The following is a 15,114-nucleotide window of genomic DNA, read 5'->3' as shown; positions in this document are numbered from 1 at the left end:
TGACGGGATGACACGCAAGCAGAGGCGTTTGACGATCATCGGCGGTGCGCTGTTCGTGCTCGCGGTCGCGGCAGGGCTGGTGCTCAACGCGCTGCGTGACTCCATCGTGTTCTTTTCGACCCCGACCATGGTGGCGGAGAAGCATATCGGCCCGGGCAAGCGCTTCCGGCTCGGTGGCCTGGTGCAGCCGGGCTCGCTGAAGCGCGGCGACGATCTCGACATCAGCTTCGAGGTCGCCGACGGCGGGGCCAAGCTGCCGGTCGCCTACAAGGGCATCCTGCCGGACCTGTTCCGCGAAGGGCAGGGCGTCGTCGCCGAGGGCGCGCTCGATGCCAACGGCGTGTTCAAGGCCGACACCGTGCTCGCCAAGCACGACGAGACCTACATGCCCAAGGAAGTCGCCGACAGCCTGAAGAAGCAGGGCCATTGGAAGGACGATTACGGCAAGCCGCAAGCCGGCGCCAAGCCAGCCGGCGCAGCCACACCAAGCCCGGTGTCGATGCGCGAGGGAGCTGACAAGAGCGCGGCAGGAGCGACGCAGTGATTGCAGAGAGCGGACATTATGCCCTGGTGCTGGCGCTCGCGCTGGCGCTGATCCAGTCGACCGTGCCGATGCTCGGCGCCTCCCAGCGCGACGTCGCGCTGATGAATGTCGGCCGCTCGGCGGCGCTGGCGCAATTGCTGTTCGCCGGCCTGTCCTTCATCGCGCTGATCACCCTGCACGTGACCTCGGATTTCTCCGTCGCCAACGTGTTCGAGAACTCGCACTCGATGAAGCCGCTGCTCTACAAGGTCACCGGCGTGTGGGGCAACCACGAAGGCTCGATGCTGCTGTGGGTGTCGATCCTGGCGCTGTTCGGCGCCATGGTCGCGGCCTTCGGCAACAACCTGCCGCTGTCGTTGCGCGCCCGCGTGCTCGCCGTGCAGGCCTGGGTCGCGACCGCGTTCTATCTGTTCATCCTCACCACCTCGAACCCGTTCACGCGCCTCGCCACCCCGCCGATCGAGGGCCGCGACCTCAACCCCGTCTTGCAGGACATCGGGCTCGCCGTGCATCCGCCGATGCTCTATCTCGGCTATGTCGGCTTCTCGATCTCGTTCTCCTTCGCCATCGCCGCGCTGATCGAGGGCCGCATCGATGCCGCCTGGGCGCGCTGGGTGCGGCCGTGGACCCTGATGGCCTGGATCTTCCTGACGCTCGGCATCGCCATGGGCTCGTACTGGGCCTATTACGAGCTCGGCTGGGGCGGCTGGTGGTTCTGGGACCCGGTCGAGAACGCCTCGCTGATGCCCTGGCTCGCCGGCACCGCGCTGCTGCACTCCGCCGTCGTCATGGAGAAGCGCAACGCGCTCAAGGTCTGGACCATCCTGCTGTCGATCCTGACCTTCTCGCTGTCCCTGCTCGGCACCTTCCTGGTGCGCTCCGGCGTCATCACCTCGGTGCACGCTTTCGCCAGCGATCCCACGCGCGGCGTCTTCATCCTCGGCATCCTCGTGCTGTTCATCGGCGGCAGCCTGACGCTGTTCGCCGGCCGCGCCACCGCGCTGAAGCAGGGCGGCCTGTTCGCGCCGATCTCGCGCGAGGGCGCGCTGGTCTTGAATAATCTGCTGCTCACCGTGTCCTGTGCCACCGTGCTGTTCGGCACGCTCTATCCGGTGATCATGGAGGCGCTCGACTTCAAGCTCTCGGTCGGCGCGCCCTTCTACAACATCACCTTCGGCCCCTTGTTCGCGCTGCTCTTGCTGATGGTGCCGTTCGGCCCGATGCTGGCCTGGAAGCGCGGCGATCTCGTCGCTGCGATGCAGCGGCTGCTCGCGGCTGGCGTCACCGCGCTGGTGGCGATCGCGATCGCCTGGGCCTGGGCGCGCGGCGGCAGCGCGCTGGCGCCTGTTGGCATCGGCCTCGGCGTGTTCGTGATCACCGGCTCCGTCGTCGATCTGGTCGAGCGCAGCGGCGTGGCCCGCGTGCCGTTCAGGACCGCGCTGCACCGGACCCGCGGCCTGCCGCGCTCGGTGTGGGGCACGGCGTTCGCGCATGCCGGCCTCGGCGTCGCGCTGCTCGGCATCGTCTGCGAGACCACCTGGAACAGCGAGCTGATCAGCACGCTGCGTCCCGGCGACGTCCGCAATCTCGCCGGCTACCAGATCAAGTTCGACGGCATGACCCAGCGCCAGGGCCCGAACTTCAGCGAGGTCGTCAGCACCTTCGTCATCAGCGAGGACGGCAGGCAGCTCAGCGTCCTGACGCCGAGCAAGCGCAGCTTCGCCACCCGCGGCATGTCGACGACGGAAGCGGCGCTGATGACCCGCGGCGTCAGCCAGCTCTACGTCTCGCTCGGCGATGCCACCGCCGACGGCGGCCTCGCCGTGCGCATCTATCACAAGCCGCTGGTGCTGCTGATCTGGTTCGGTCCGGTGCTGATGGCGTTCGGCGGCCTGCTGTCGCTGTCCGATCGTCGTCTCCGTGTCGGTGCGCCGCGGCCGGCGCGTGCCGCGCACGCGCTGCAGCCGGCGGAGTAGGGCGGATGCGACGCATTCTCGGTCTCGCGGCGCTCGCGCTGCTGCTGCTCGCGGCGCCGGTGGCGCATGCGGTGCAGCCCGACGAGGTCATGGCCGACACGGCCAAGGAGCAGCGCGCCCGCGCGCTGTCGCGCGAGCTGCGCTGCATGGTCTGCCAGAACCAGTCGATCGACGATTCCGATGCGCCGCTGGCGCGCGACCTGCGCCTCCTGGTGCGCGAGCGTCTCGCCGCCGGTGATAGTGACAATCAAGTGCTGGATTTCCTGGTCGCGCGCTACGGCCAGTTCGTGCTGCTGAAGCCGCGCTTCGAGCGCCAGACCCTGTTGCTGTGGCTGCTGCCGCCGGTGCTGCTGCTCGGCGGCGGGCTTGCGCTGTGGCTGCAGGTGCGCCGCCGCGGCCAGCGCGGCCCGGAGGCCACGCCGAAGCTGACGGCCGACGAGGAGGCGCGGCTTGCGGCGCTGATGGCCGCGGAGAAGCAGCCGCCGGCGACATGAAGTGCGCGACTCATGGTCGATGCGCCGCGCCGGTTTCGGAGCTCACCCTCATGGTGAGGAGGCGCGCAGCGCCGTCTCGAACCATGAGGCCACAGCGCGGGCCTCGCCCTTCGAGACGCCCGCCTGCGGCGGGCTCCTCAGGGTGAGGAGCGGAAGGCAGAACGTGGCCGGAATGGTCAGCGTCCAGCACGCCTTCGATGCTCCATCTTGCTTCGGCCGGTAGCCCGCAAAACCCCGTGCTCGTCCCGTCTCCCGGCTTTCAGCTTATTTTACCTTTGTCTGGAAGTGTGCGTTGACATTCCGTCTGACGTACCCGGGCAAATCCGATGTTCTCCAACAGTAATCTGACGATCCGCTTCCTCGTGGGGGGCGTCGTGGCCTCTCTCCTCATGCTGTTGGCGATCGGCGGCGGCACCGGCTTCATCGCGGTGCTCTATCTCAACAACCAGATCACCAGCCTGTCGTCGGATTTCGCCAGTCTCAGCGGCCCGGCGCGTGATCATGCGATGCTGACCTATCAGCAGGCGCATTCGGCGTTCTCCTACTTCCTCATGGCCTGCGTCGCCATTGCCGTGTTCGCCAGCGCCGTCTGCCTGATGACCTACGCCGCCGTGCAGAACGGCATCCTGCGCCCGCTCGCCGCGATGGTCAGCGCCATGCGCGACGTCGCCGACCAGAAATTCGACACCCGCATTCCCGGCCTCGGGCTCAGCAACGAGATCGGCCAGCTCGCCGGCGCGCTGGAGGTGTTCAAGACCAACGGCATCGAGCGCCAGCGCCTCACGGAGCGCGAGCTGCAGGAGGCGCAGCGCCAGGGTGAGCGCTCGCGCTTTCTCGACGGCCGCATCCACTCCTTCAACGAGCTCGTCGCCAGCGTCGTCGGCAGCGTGGCGTCCTCGGCGGTCCGGCTGAAGAGCAATGCCGAGACCCTGTCGCGCGCCGCCAACGACACCTCTGCCAAGGCCAATGCGGTCGAGGCCGCCGCCAACCACGCCAATCGCAGCGTGCAGACGGTGGCCGGCTCGGCCGAGGAGATGTCGAGCTCGATCGGCACCATCAGCCGCCGCGTCTCCGACGCCACCCAGCGCGCCGAGGGCGCGGCGTCGCAGGCCGAGAAGAGCAAGAACACCATCCATTCGCTGTCGGACGCCGCCGAGAAGATCGGCGCCGTCGTCCAGCTGGTGCAGGCGATCGCCTCGCAGACCAACCTGCTGGCGCTGAACGCCACCATCGAGGCCGCCCGCGCCGGCGAGGCCGGCAGGGGCTTCTCGGTCGTGGCGTCGGAGGTGAAGAACCTCGCCAACCAGACCAGCAAGGCGACCGACGAGATCTCCGCGCACGTCGCCAGCATCCAGGGCATCACCGCCGAGACCCGCGGCGCCATCGACGGCATCTCGACCACGCTCTCCGAGATCAGCGCCATCATGTCCGGCATTGAGGTCGACACCTCGCAGCAGCGCAACGCCACCCAGGACATCTCCAAGAGCGTCCAGGAAGCCGCCCGCGGCACCCTCGACGTCTCCAACCACATCGCCCAGATCACCTCCACCTCCGCCGAAACCGGCCGCCTCGCCTCTGAGGCCCGCGACGCCGCCGGCGAGCTGTCGCAACAGGCCGAGACGCTGAAGCGCGAGGTCGATGCGTTCATCGTGAGCGTGAAGGCGAGTTGAGAGTAGGCGGTGCTCCACGCGCAACTGTCATCCCCGCGAAGGCGGGGATCCAGTACGCCGCGGCCTCTCGATCAATCACCACTGTCTCGGATTACGGGATCGCCTGGTCGAGCCGAGTGCCGAACCAAGAGAAAGTCTCCGCCGTCATTCCGGGGCATTCGCGGAACGCGAATGAGCCCGGAATCCATAGCCACTACGCGTGATGTGACGAAGACCGTTGCGGCCTCTCGATCCGACAACGAACAGCCGTGGCTATGGATTCCGGGCTCGCGCTGACGCGCGCCCCCGAATGACGGTGGAAAGAGGTTTCCTCCTCCACCGATCTTTACGTCGGGTTAGAAAGGAATTTGGACAACTCGTCTCTGAGGGGCGCAAAATTTGGAGCCAACGCAGGCAACTCGTTGAGTATCACGACGAAATCCAGCGCATCGATGGTTCTTTGAGCATCTGAAGCAGATTTCGCGTACGGCACTCCTGCGAGCATGTAGATTTGGTTCAAGAGATGAGCCGGCTCGGGAATAGCCTCAATGAGATGCGTCAGAAGATCAATACCCAAAGTTTCTCTGACGTAGGAGGGAGTCAGTGTCGGAGCTATCCTGGCGAAATGTGAATAGTCGGCTACAAACCACGCTTCAATTTCTAAAGCAGCAAGTATGAGCTGAGGTGCGATTGGGTCGTTGGGCACTACCCGTGAAAACGTCGCTTTTAGACGCGGCACGTCAGCCAGCGAAAAATCCGGTCTCACATCTCGCAACGCAAGGATCACCTCGTACCCGCTCGTTACGAGGTTTTGGTACTGATCTCGGACATCTGAGGTCACTCGTCCATCGGTACCGCAGTCTACGATCATAGCGAAATATCGAGCTTCCGCCGCGGGCGGCTGAGAGCGCACTAGAAATGTGCTCCTTGGAAATCTCCGGCCGCCATGGGCCCTATGTGCTTCAATGGCCAACCCCTTGGTGCCGACCATCACCCTTAAAAGCGCTTCGACAAAGATTTGTTCTGTCTGACCCTCTGTAAAAATTGCGATTTTACGTACGGCTGTCTTCTGTTCGGATGAAGTCTGTAGCGAGGAAGTCAAAGTTGTTAAGCCCAGTAAATCTGAAATCTTCGAACTTATCGCGTGAATTACCTTCATTATAGACATGTACGGTAGAGCCTTCCCTATCGAGTAATGTCCAGTACTTGAGAGGAACACTATTCATCACAAACCTGTCGTTTGAAGCCATTAACAATTGCATGCGCGTCTTTTCTGCTTTTGAAACTACCGTCTTGATCAATGCATCGGAGCGCGCAAAATCGAGGCCTTCCCCTATATCATCGATAATGACGCAACCTGCTCTTCGGGAGAACAGTCCGAAGTTCAAGTGAATGAAAATGGACAATGCGCGGAACATGCCCTGCGACATATCGATCTGCTCGGTGAGGCTCTTAAGCCGATCCTCCTGAACGGCAAGACAGTAAAGATTTAGTTGGATCGGTGCGGTAACAACCTGGATAGTTGTCGGAGCGACAAGCTTGACGGTGCTAATGGAATAGCCAATCGCCCTCATGTCTGCGACAACCGCCGACACGTAGTCTTGCCCAAACTCTTTCTCCGCCTTTTTGAAGACCGCGGAGGTCTGTGTCGCATCATAGATGTTTGGTTGTGGCGCACCCTCATGTCCAAAGCTCCCCAGTAGTCCTTGTCCCAGATCCCTCCCAAAAGGATAGTAAAACGTCGCGTCGGCCCAGTCCTTAAGGTGCCGCAGGAAGCCATGCTGGATCGCATCCAAGCGCGTAAAGGCTGCGACCGAAGTCACTGGCGTCTGGAAGCGCATCATCTTATCCATCTCTTCCGAGTAGATGAGCCCCTCTCCGTTGTCATGGCGTTCGAGCAGTACGTTCTTGCCTCGAATGAGACTTTCGTGGGTTACATTCTGATTCTCAATGGCGAGTACATAGCGCCATTCCTCTGCGTCTTGTCGGAACAGGGCGTCGAATTCACTTGAAAGTGACAGCGACGTGGCACGCCCCGAAAGGGTGTTGGCAAGACCGTTTACGATCGACAAAGCTCTCGATTTTCCGCTGGTGTTTCTCCCTACGATCAAATTGATCTGCTGAAGTTGGAGTGGCTCAAGCGTCCACTCACGCGGGTCGTTTCGAAATTGTCTGTAGGCAATTTGCTGAAGGATCATTTTCGCTCTTCCGTTCAAGATATCATAACTCAGTTTCGTGACCCGTGTTAGGGGTGTAGGCCGCCCCCAGGGAACAGTCTTTTCGTCGTTCTCGCTCTTTGGTTAGCCGGGCCCGAACGAGCGATTTGAGAGCTTGAAAAGGATCTAAGCTGTCGCGCGAGGGGACCGGTAGCGCAAAGCTTCACTAAGGAGCTCCTCCTCGCCAGCCGATCTATTTCATAATTCGGAAAAAACGTCAACTGTTTTCGAAAATCAAAAATGCTCTTGCGCTTCACCCCAAATCACCCTTATCCTCCGCCCGTTCTGTTCCGCTGAGGGGGCGTATCGCGATCGTCACGGACGTCGGGATGGAATGCGATGGACGCGGGCGGCCGCAAACGGGGTTTTGGCCTCGCCGACGAACGGCTGACTGCGGACGGGAAATCGTGTGGTCCTGGTCGCCCGATGCTGCGGCCAAGCCGGGGGTGATGATCCGCCGGTGACGGGGTCAAGAAGCCGGTCTCCGGGGAGATCACGTATAATCGTTAACACCATCGCACAGGGAGGGCCGGGTGTGTTCGGCCAGACCTGTGGTACCTGCCGCCTGCATTTTTTTCCGCAGGCGGGCCACGGGCGCGGCCAGCGCCCGGCCTTCCCTGTGCCCTCGCTGCGAGGGCACGAGTTCAAGGGCATAGCTCGGGCGCGGGATGCGTCGCGAGGATGATGGGGCTCGTCTCTCGGTTATGTTCTCCAAGTGCTGTTTGATAGTGTGGATCGAGATCTCTCCGCGTCATTGCGAGCGCAGCGAAGCAATCCAGAGTCCCGCCCACCACCCTGGATTGCTTCGCTGCGCTCGCAATGACGGAGATTGGGACAGGCGGTGTGCCTCACACTCCACTGTCATCCTCCGCGAAAGCGGGGGATCCAGTACGCCGCAGCGGTCATTGTTGAACCGAGAGGGCTCGGCGTGCTGGATTCCCCGCTTTCGCGGGGAATGACAGGATGGAGTGGAGCGGCGGCTTTCGCCTAACTGTCATCGCCCGGCCGAGCGGCCCGGTCGGGCCGTCGCTGGGTGCGACTTTGGTTGGAGCGGCCAAAATGATGGCGGCCAGAGGGCGGCCGAGGCTTTGGCAAGTTATTGGGCGCAAACGTCTTTTCACCCGCGCTCCACCATCTGCGCCATTCCGCCGCAGTGTTCGTGTCCGTCCATTACAGAAGTTTAACGCCGCAGCCAGCACGCCGTAAGGCGGCGGCCCCCATCTTCACTGGCGAACGGGGCGCACAGCCCGGGACCCCAGTTTAGACCTTGACCAAAATCGCTTGCGGAGAAAACCGTATGACTGACCGTCCGACCGACCTGTCCTCGCTTCCGTCCTATCGCCAGCCCCGGCGCGGGCTGTTCTCGGCGCGCAAGTTCGCGCTGATGGCCTCCGTGGTCGCGGGCCTCGGCGTCGCCGCCTATGGCCTGTCGCCGCAGGGGGCGCCGGTCGATCTGCTCTCGACCTCGGCGCACGCGCAGGTCGCCAACGAGGTCAGCAAGGTCGCGCGCCCCGTCGGCTTTGCCGACATCGTGGAGCGGGTGAAGCCGTCGGTGATTTCGGTCAAGGTCAACATCGCCGAGAAGGTCGCCAAGGACGACAGCGACGACGATACGCCGTTCCAGCCGGGCTCGCCGATGGAGCGCTTCTTCCGCCGCTTCGGCGGTGAGAACGGCATTCCCGGCATGCCGGGTCGCGGCGGCCGCGGCGGTGGTCGCGCCGTGACCGGGCAGGGCTCCGGCTTCTTCATCTCCGCCGACGGCTATGCCGTGACCAACAACCACGTGGTCGACGGCGCCAACAAGGTCGAAGTGACGACCGACGACGGCAAGACCTACAGCGCCAAGGTGATCGGCACCGACCAGCGTACGGATCTGGCGCTGATCAAGGTCGAGGGCAGCACGAACTTCCCGTTCGCCAAGCTCGCCGACGGCAAGCCGCGCATCGGCGACTGGGTGCTGGCGGTCGGCAATCCTTTCGGCCTCGGCGGCACGGTGACGGCCGGCATCGTCTCGGCCGTGGGCCGCGACATCGGCAACGGCCCCTATGACGATTTCATCCAGATCGACGCGCCCGTGAACAAGGGCAACTCCGGCGGTCCGGCGTTCGATGTCGACGGCAATGTGGTCGGCGTCAACACCGCGATCTATTCGCCGTCCGGCGGCAGCGTCGGCATCGCGTTCTCGATCCCCGCCTCGACGGTGAAGAGTGTGATCGCGCAGCTCAAGGACAGCGGCTCGGTCAGCCGCGGCTGGATCGGCGTGCAGATCCAGCCGGTGACGCAGGATATCGCCGACAGCCTCGGCATGAAGAAGGCCGAGGGCGCGCTGGTCGCAGAGCCCCAGGCCAATGGTCCGGCGGCGAAGGCCGGCATCCAGTCCGGCGACGTCATCACCGCGGTCAATGGCGAGCCGGTGAAGGACGCGCGTGAGCTCGCCCGCACCATCGGCGGCATTGCGCCGGGCGCCTCGGTCAAGCTCAACGTCCTGCAGAAGGGCCAGGAGAAGACCATCAACCTGACGCTCGGCAAGCTGCCGAACACGATCGAGGCCAAGGCCGACACCGGCGGCGACAATGCGAGCCCGACCCGCGGCGCCGACGTGCCGAAGCTCGGCATGACCGTCGCGCCCGCGTCGAGCGTTGCCGGCGCCGGCAAGGACGGCGTCGTCGTCACCGAGGTCGATCCGAAGAGCGCGGCCGCCGATCGCGGCTTCAAGGAAGGCGACGTCATCCTGGAGGTCGCGGGCAAGTCGGTGACCTCGGCCGGTGACGTCCGCGAGGCCATCAACGCCGCGAAGGCCGACAACAAGAACAGCGTGCTGATGCGTGTGAAGAGCGGCGGCCAGTCGCGCTTCGTCGCGGTGCCGCTGGCCAAGGGCTAAGAGCCCTTACGAGATGGGAGGCCGCCGGCAAGTGCCCCCGCGTCGGCGGCTCTTCCTGGGGCGGGCTTAAAGTTCCGCTCCCACAGACCTTCCGTTGGACAACGCCCCCCTCCGTCGGAAGGAACTCGGGCGGTGAGGTCCCCCAACCTCACCGCCCACTTTGCTGCCGATCAACCCCGGGCCCACGCCGCCTTGCACGGAAACCGCGGCCGGTCCATGTAGATGGACACCAACCGTGACCACCGCCCCCGTTTCCGCAATGCGCCTCCTGATCATCGAAGACGACCGCGAGTCCGCCGACTATCTGGTCAAGGCGTTCCGCGAGGTCGGACATGTCGCAGACCTCGCCAGCGACGGCGAGGAGGGGCTCGCCATGGCCGAAAGCGGGGATTACGACGTGCTGGTGGTCGACCGCATGCTGCCCAAGCGCGACGGCCTGTCGCTGATCGGCGCGCTGCGCGACGAGGGCAACCGGACGCCGGTGCTCATTCTGTCGGCGCTCGGCCAGGTCGATGACCGCATCAAGGGCCTGCGCGCCGGCGGCGACGATTATCTGCCGAAGCCTTACGCCTTTGCCGAGCTGCTCGCCCGCGTCGAGGTGCTGTCGCGCCGCCACGGCGGCCCGGCCGAGGAGACGACCTACAAGGTCGGCGATCTCGAGCTCGACCGTCTTTCTCACAGGGTTGCGCGCGGCAAGGACGAGCTGACCCTGCAGCCGCGCGAGTTCCGCCTGCTCGAATACCTGATGAAGCACGCGGGGCAGGTGGTGACGCGCACGATGCTGCTCGAGAACGTCTGGGATTATCACTTCGATCCGCAGACCAACGTGATCGACGTCCACATCTCGCGGCTGCGCTCCAAGATCGACAAGGGTTTTGACCGTCCGCTGCTCCACACCATCCGCGGCGCGGGGTACATGATCCGTGACGGCCTTCGGTAAGCTGATCCGCACCACGGCGTTCCGGCTGACGCTGGTCTATCTGCTGTTGTTTGCGCTGTTCGCAGCCTCGCTGCTCGGCTATTTCGCCTGGAACACCCGCCGCCTCATCACCGAGCAGATCTCGACCACGGTCACCTCCGAGATCAGCGAGATGACCGACATCTTCGCCCGCTGGGGCCTGCGCGGAATCGTCGGCGCGATCGAGAGCCGCGCGCTGCGGCCCGGCGCCAATCTCTATCTCATCACCACGCCGACCGGGCAGGCCATCGCCGGCAATGTCGGCTCGCTCGCGCCGGGCGTGATGGGCTCGTCCGGCTGGTCGGAGACGTTCTACCGGCGGCTCGACGACAGCACCGAGCACAGCCACCGCGCGCTGGTCTATGTCACGCAGCTCTCCAGCGGTTTTCGGCTTTTGATCGGCCGCGATCTCGAGGAGCGCCGCCGCCTGTTCGGCATCGTCGCCAAGGCGGCGCAATGGTCGGTGCTGGTGGTGGTCGTGCTCGGCATCGGCGGCGGCATCTTCGTCGCGCGGCGCGTGCTGCACCGGATCGATGCCATGACCGGCACGACGCGGCGGATCATGGATGGCGATCTCTCCGGCCGTCTGCCGGTCGGGCGCAGCGGCGACGAGCTCGATCGCCTGGCCGAAAATCTCAATGCGATGCTCGAGCGCATCGAGGCGCTGATGACCGGCCTCAAGGAGGTCTCCGACAACATCGCGCATGACCTGAAGACGCCGCTGACGCGGCTGCGCAACCGCGCCGAGGAGGCGCTGGCGAAGTCGCGCTCCGAGGACGAATATCGCGCCGCGCTGGAGCGCACGATCGAGGAATCCGACGGCCTGATCCGGACCTTCAATGCGTTGCTGATGATCGCGCGGGCGGAGTCGGGGCAGGCGCGCGGCGACATGGTCGAGTTCGACGCGGCCGAGGTTGCCGGCGGCATCCACGAATTGTACGAGCCGCTGGCCGAGGACAATGAGATGACCTTGCGGGTCAAGGCCGCGGCCGCGCCGGTGCATGGCAATCGCGAGCTGATCAGCCAGGCGCTCGCTAATCTCGTCGAGAACGCGATCAAATACGGCAAGCCGGCCGCGCTGCCGCTCGATGCCGCCGCCGCCGCTGATAGCCGCGAGATCCTGATCGAGGCGCGGCGCGAGGGCGGGCAGGTGCTGCTCAGCGTCACCGATCATGGCGAGGGCATTCCCGAGGCCGAGCGCAAGCGCGCCGTCGAGCGTTTCGTCCGGCTGGAGGCGAGCCGCACCTTGCCCGGTTCCGGCCTCGGTCTCAGCTTGGCGTCCGCCGTCGCGACCCTGCATGGCGGCGAGCTCCGGCTCGCCGATGCCAGGCCGGGCCTGATCGCGACCCTGGTGCTGCCGGCCGGTGCCGGCGTGCCCGCGAAGCTTGCGGCGCCGGCGCAGGATGTGCCACAGAAGGCCGCATGACCTCCTCCGCGCCGGGAAACGCGGACGGGCAGATGCTGGCCGAACGTTTCGTTGCCGGCCCGCATGTCCGTGCGCCCGACAAAGCCGAACACCGCCTCCACGAGTGGCTCGCCGAGCTCGAGCCGTCCTTGGCGGTCTCGCTCCGCGCGCTGCTCGCCGGCGGCTGGCCGCGAACCATCCTGCTCGGGATTGCGGAGTGCTCGCCCTATCTGTTCGATCTCGTCCGCGCCGACGGCCATCGTCTGGACCGTCTTCTGCGCTGCGACCCGCAGGCGCACCTTTCCGAGCTGATCGCCCGCACCGGCCGCGAGGTGTTCGCCGCCTCCAGCGAAACCGAGGTGATGAGCCTGCTGCGGCGGCTGAAATCCGAGGCGGCGCTGCTGATCGCGCTGTGCGACATCGGCGGCGTGTGGCCGGTGATGCAGGTGACGGCGGGGCTGACCGACGTCGCGGTGTCCTCGGTGCAGATGGCGCTGCGGTATCTGCTGCGCCTGGAGACGGTGCGCGGCCGGCTTGCGCCCGTTGATGCCGACGATCCGGAGCAGGGCAGCGGCCTGTTCGTGCTCGCGATGGGCAAGATGGGCGCGGGCGAGCTCAACTATTCGAGCGACATCGACCTGATCGTGTTCTTCGACCCCGAGGTCAATTCGCTGGCGCGCGACATCGAGCCGCAGCCGTTCTTCGTCCGCGTGACGCAAGCGATGGCGCGGCTGCTGCAGAGCCGCACCGCGGACGGCTATGTGTTCCGAGTCGATCTCCGGCTGCGGCCGGATCCGGCCTCGACGCAGGTGGCGATGTCGACCGAGGCGGCGCTGCACTACTACGAGCGCGAGGGCCGCACCTGGGAGCGCGCCGCGATGATCAAGGCGCGGGTCTGCGCCGGCGACGTCGTCGCGGGCGAGGCGATGCTGGCCGAGTTGTCGCCCTTCGTGTGGCGCAAGCATCTCGACTTCCAGGCGCTGACCGACGTCCACGACATGAAGCGGCAGATGCAGGTCTATCGCGGCCACAGCGAGATCGCGGTCGAGGGCCACAACGTCAAGGTCGGGCGCGGCGGCATTCGCGAGATCGAGTTCTTCGCCCAGACCCAGCAACTGATCGCCGGTGGAAGACACCCCGAGCTGCGGGTGCGTCCGACCCTGCAGGCGCTCGACGTGCTCACCGCCAGCAAGTGGATCACGGAGCAGGCGCGTGACGAGCTCACCACGGCTTATGAGTTCCTGCGCCGGGTCGAGCACCGGCTGCAGATGATGGCGGACGAGCAGATCCACAGCCTGCCCGACGATATCGAGGGCGTGAGCCGCTTCGCATGCTTTTTCGGCTACGACAGCCGCGAGCGGTTCGCGACCGATCTGCTGTTCCATCTCGACGTCGTGCAGGGACACTACGCCCGGCTGTTCGAGGGCGATCCCACCGGCACCGTCAGCCTGCCGGCGGTGAACTACGGCGCCGGTCCCGACGAACCGCGCCTGATGGAGCATCTTGCCGCATTGGGCTTCCGCGATCCCGTGATGGTCGCCAAGACCCTGCAGCAATGGCTCGCGGGCGAGTACCGCGTGTTCCGCACCGATGCGACGCGCACCGCGTTCACCGATTTCCTGCCTGCGCTGATCGATGGGCTCGCCCATGCCGACGAGCCGGATCGCGCGGTCGTCGCGTTCGACCGTTTCCTGCAGGCACTGCAGCTCGGCGGCCGCCTGATCACCCTGCTCGGGCAGAACCGCGATCTCGTGGCGCTCGTCGCGCTCGTGCTCGGGGCGGCGCCTCGGCTCGGCGACATGCTGGCGCGGCAGCCGCGGCTGATGGACGGTCTGATCGATCCGCGCTTCTTCGGCGCCATCCCGGACCGGCGTGAATTGTCGGAGCGGCTGGCGTCGACGCTGCAGGATGCCGGGACCTATGAGGAGTTTCTCGATCGTCTCAGGCTGTTCGGCCAGGAGAGCCTGTTCCTGATCGGCACGCGCATCCTCTCCGGGACGGTGTCGGCGCAGCAGGCCGGCACCGCGTTCGCCGATGTCGCCGAGGGCATCGTGCACACCGTGCATGATCTCGTGACCGACCGCTTTGCCGCCCAGCATGGCCGCATCAAGGGCCAGGAGACCGCGATCGTCGCGATGGGGCGGCTCGGCGCGCGCGAGATGACGGCCTCGTCCGATCTCGACCTGATCCTGCTGTACGACTTCGACGCCGACGCGCCGGATTCCGACGGCGAGCGCTCGCTGCAGGGCGCGCACTATTTTGCGCGCTTCACCCAGCGGCTGATCTCGGCCTTCACCTCGCGCACCAATTACGGCGTGCTCTACGACATCGACATGCGGCTGCGGCCGTCGGGCCGCGCCGGTCCGCTGGCCTCGCACATCGACTCCTTTGCGCATTATCAGGAGCAGGAGGCGTGGACCTGGGAGCACATGGCGCTGACACGCGCGCGGGTGATCTCGGCGTCGCCGGCGTTTCGGGCGCGCATCGAGGAGATCATCCAGGCGGCGCTGCGCCGGCCGCGCGACAGGAGCGCGATCGCGCGCGACGTCGCCGACATGCGCCGCGCGATCGCCGCCGAGAAGGGCGAGGCCGATCTGTGGGATCTCAAGCACGCCGCCGGCGGCATGGTCGACATCGACTTCGTCGCGCAATATCTGCAGCTCGTCCATGCCGCGACGACGCCGGAGATTCTCGATGTCAGCACGCTTGCGGTGCTCGACAATGCCGAGCGGCTCGGCGTGCTGCCGCGTGCTGAAGCCGTGATCCTGCGTCAGGCCGCGCGGCTGTATCACGATCTGACGCAGATCGTGCGGCTGTGCGTCAGCGACAAGTTCAAGCCGGATCAGGCCGGCGAGGACCTGCTGCGGGTGATGACCCGGGCGGGCGACGCGCCGGATTTCTCGGCGCTCGAGGCGAGGCTGCGCGAAACGCAGACCGAGGTGCGGCGCGTGTTCACCGCACTCGTGGAGGGATGACCGGACCAGGCGCGCG

Annotated in this window: 10 protein-coding genes; 8 read left to right on the top strand and 2 right to left on the bottom strand. The window is 65.5% G+C overall.

Features of this window, described 5'->3' with window-relative positions; all coding sequences use genetic code 11:
• Positions 1-7: 7 nt before the first annotated feature.
• From ccmE to QW868_RS11870, 4 genes are all read left to right on the top strand, one after another.
• On the top strand, positions 8-544 hold the full coding sequence (gene ccmE / locus QW868_RS11885; protein ID WP_315756469.1) for a cytochrome c maturation protein CcmE: 537 nt from the start codon (positions 8-10) through the stop codon (positions 542-544).
• The gene (locus QW868_RS11880; RefSeq protein WP_316230635.1) at positions 541-2,520 is read left to right on the top strand and encodes a heme lyase CcmF/NrfE family subunit; all 1,980 of its coding nucleotides are present in this window, start codon (positions 541-543) and stop codon (positions 2,518-2,520) included. The genes ccmE and QW868_RS11880 overlap by 4 nt, the downstream gene beginning before the upstream one ends.
• Positions 2,521-2,525: 5 nt before the next feature.
• Entirely contained in the window at positions 2,526-3,014 is a 489-nt protein-coding gene (locus QW868_RS11875; RefSeq protein ID WP_315812609.1) for a cytochrome c-type biogenesis protein, read from the top strand.
• 326 nt (positions 3,015-3,340) lie between these two features.
• Positions 3,341-4,684, top strand: coding sequence for a HAMP domain-containing methyl-accepting chemotaxis protein (locus QW868_RS11870; protein ID WP_315798377.1), 1,344 nt, complete (start codon positions 3,341-3,343; stop codon positions 4,682-4,684).
• A 325-nt stretch (positions 4,685-5,009) separates the two neighbouring features.
• Here QW868_RS11870 and QW868_RS11865 read toward each other — a convergent pair whose 3' ends face one another.
• Together QW868_RS11865 and QW868_RS11860 are read right to left on the bottom strand one after the other, a co-directional pair.
• On the bottom strand, positions 5,010-5,450 hold the full coding sequence (locus QW868_RS11865; RefSeq protein WP_316230634.1) for a hypothetical protein: 441 nt from the start codon (positions 5,448-5,450) through the stop codon (positions 5,010-5,012).
• A 265-nt stretch (positions 5,451-5,715) separates the two neighbouring features.
• Positions 5,716-6,861, bottom strand: a complete 1,146-nt coding sequence (locus QW868_RS11860) for a hypothetical protein (RefSeq protein ID WP_316230633.1) — start codon at positions 6,859-6,861, stop codon at positions 5,716-5,718.
• A gap of 1,315 nt (positions 6,862-8,176) precedes the next feature.
• Here QW868_RS11860 and QW868_RS11855 point away from each other — a divergent pair.
• The 4 genes from QW868_RS11855 (at position 8,177) to QW868_RS11840 (ending at position 15,098) form a co-directional block, all read left to right on the top strand.
• The gene (locus tag QW868_RS11855) at positions 8,177-9,760 is read left to right on the top strand and encodes a Do family serine endopeptidase (RefSeq protein WP_316230632.1); all 1,584 of its coding nucleotides are present in this window, start codon (positions 8,177-8,179) and stop codon (positions 9,758-9,760) included.
• A 259-nt stretch (positions 9,761-10,019) separates the two neighbouring features.
• The gene (locus QW868_RS11850) at positions 10,020-10,700 is read left to right on the top strand and encodes a response regulator transcription factor (RefSeq protein WP_315739932.1); all 681 of its coding nucleotides are present in this window, start codon (positions 10,020-10,022) and stop codon (positions 10,698-10,700) included.
• Positions 10,684-12,144, top strand: a complete 1,461-nt coding sequence (locus QW868_RS11845) for a sensor histidine kinase (RefSeq protein WP_315716154.1) — start codon at positions 10,684-10,686, stop codon at positions 12,142-12,144. The genes QW868_RS11850 and QW868_RS11845 overlap by 17 nt, the downstream gene beginning before the upstream one ends.
• Complete coding sequence (locus QW868_RS11840; protein ID WP_316230631.1) at positions 12,141-15,098, top strand: bifunctional [glutamine synthetase] adenylyltransferase/[glutamine synthetase]-adenylyl-L-tyrosine phosphorylase; 2,958 nt, start codon at positions 12,141-12,143, stop codon at positions 15,096-15,098. Before QW868_RS11845 ends, QW868_RS11840 begins: the two co-directional genes overlap by 4 nt.
• Positions 15,099-15,114 lie beyond the last annotated feature (16 nt).

The sequence above is a fragment of the Bradyrhizobium sp. SZCCHNR1051 genome (genome assembly GCF_032489615.1).
Classification (GTDB): Bacteria; Pseudomonadota; Alphaproteobacteria; order Rhizobiales; family Xanthobacteraceae; genus Bradyrhizobium.
The sequence above is the reverse complement of the archived record's forward strand: the minus strand, read 5'-3'. Positions and strand labels throughout refer to the sequence as shown.

Coding starts and splice junctions, on each gene's coding strand:
- ccmE (WP_315756469.1), top strand. CDS start 8: ATGACACGCAAGCAGAGGCGTTTGACGATCATCGGCGGTGCGCTGTTC.
- QW868_RS11875 (WP_315812609.1), top strand. CDS start 2,526: ATGCGACGCATTCTCGGTCTCGCGGCGCTCGCGCTGCTGCTGCTCGCG.
- QW868_RS11870 (WP_315798377.1), top strand. CDS start 3,341: ATGTTCTCCAACAGTAATCTGACGATCCGCTTCCTCGTGGGGGGCGTC.
- QW868_RS11860 (WP_316230633.1), bottom strand. CDS start 6,861: ATGATCCTTCAGCAAATTGCCTACAGACAATTTCGAAACGACCCGCGT.
- QW868_RS11855 (WP_316230632.1), top strand. CDS start 8,177: ATGACTGACCGTCCGACCGACCTGTCCTCGCTTCCGTCCTATCGCCAG.
- QW868_RS11850 (WP_315739932.1), top strand. CDS start 10,020: ATGCGCCTCCTGATCATCGAAGACGACCGCGAGTCCGCCGACTATCTG.
- QW868_RS11840 (WP_316230631.1), top strand. CDS start 12,141: ATGACCTCCTCCGCGCCGGGAAACGCGGACGGGCAGATGCTGGCCGAA.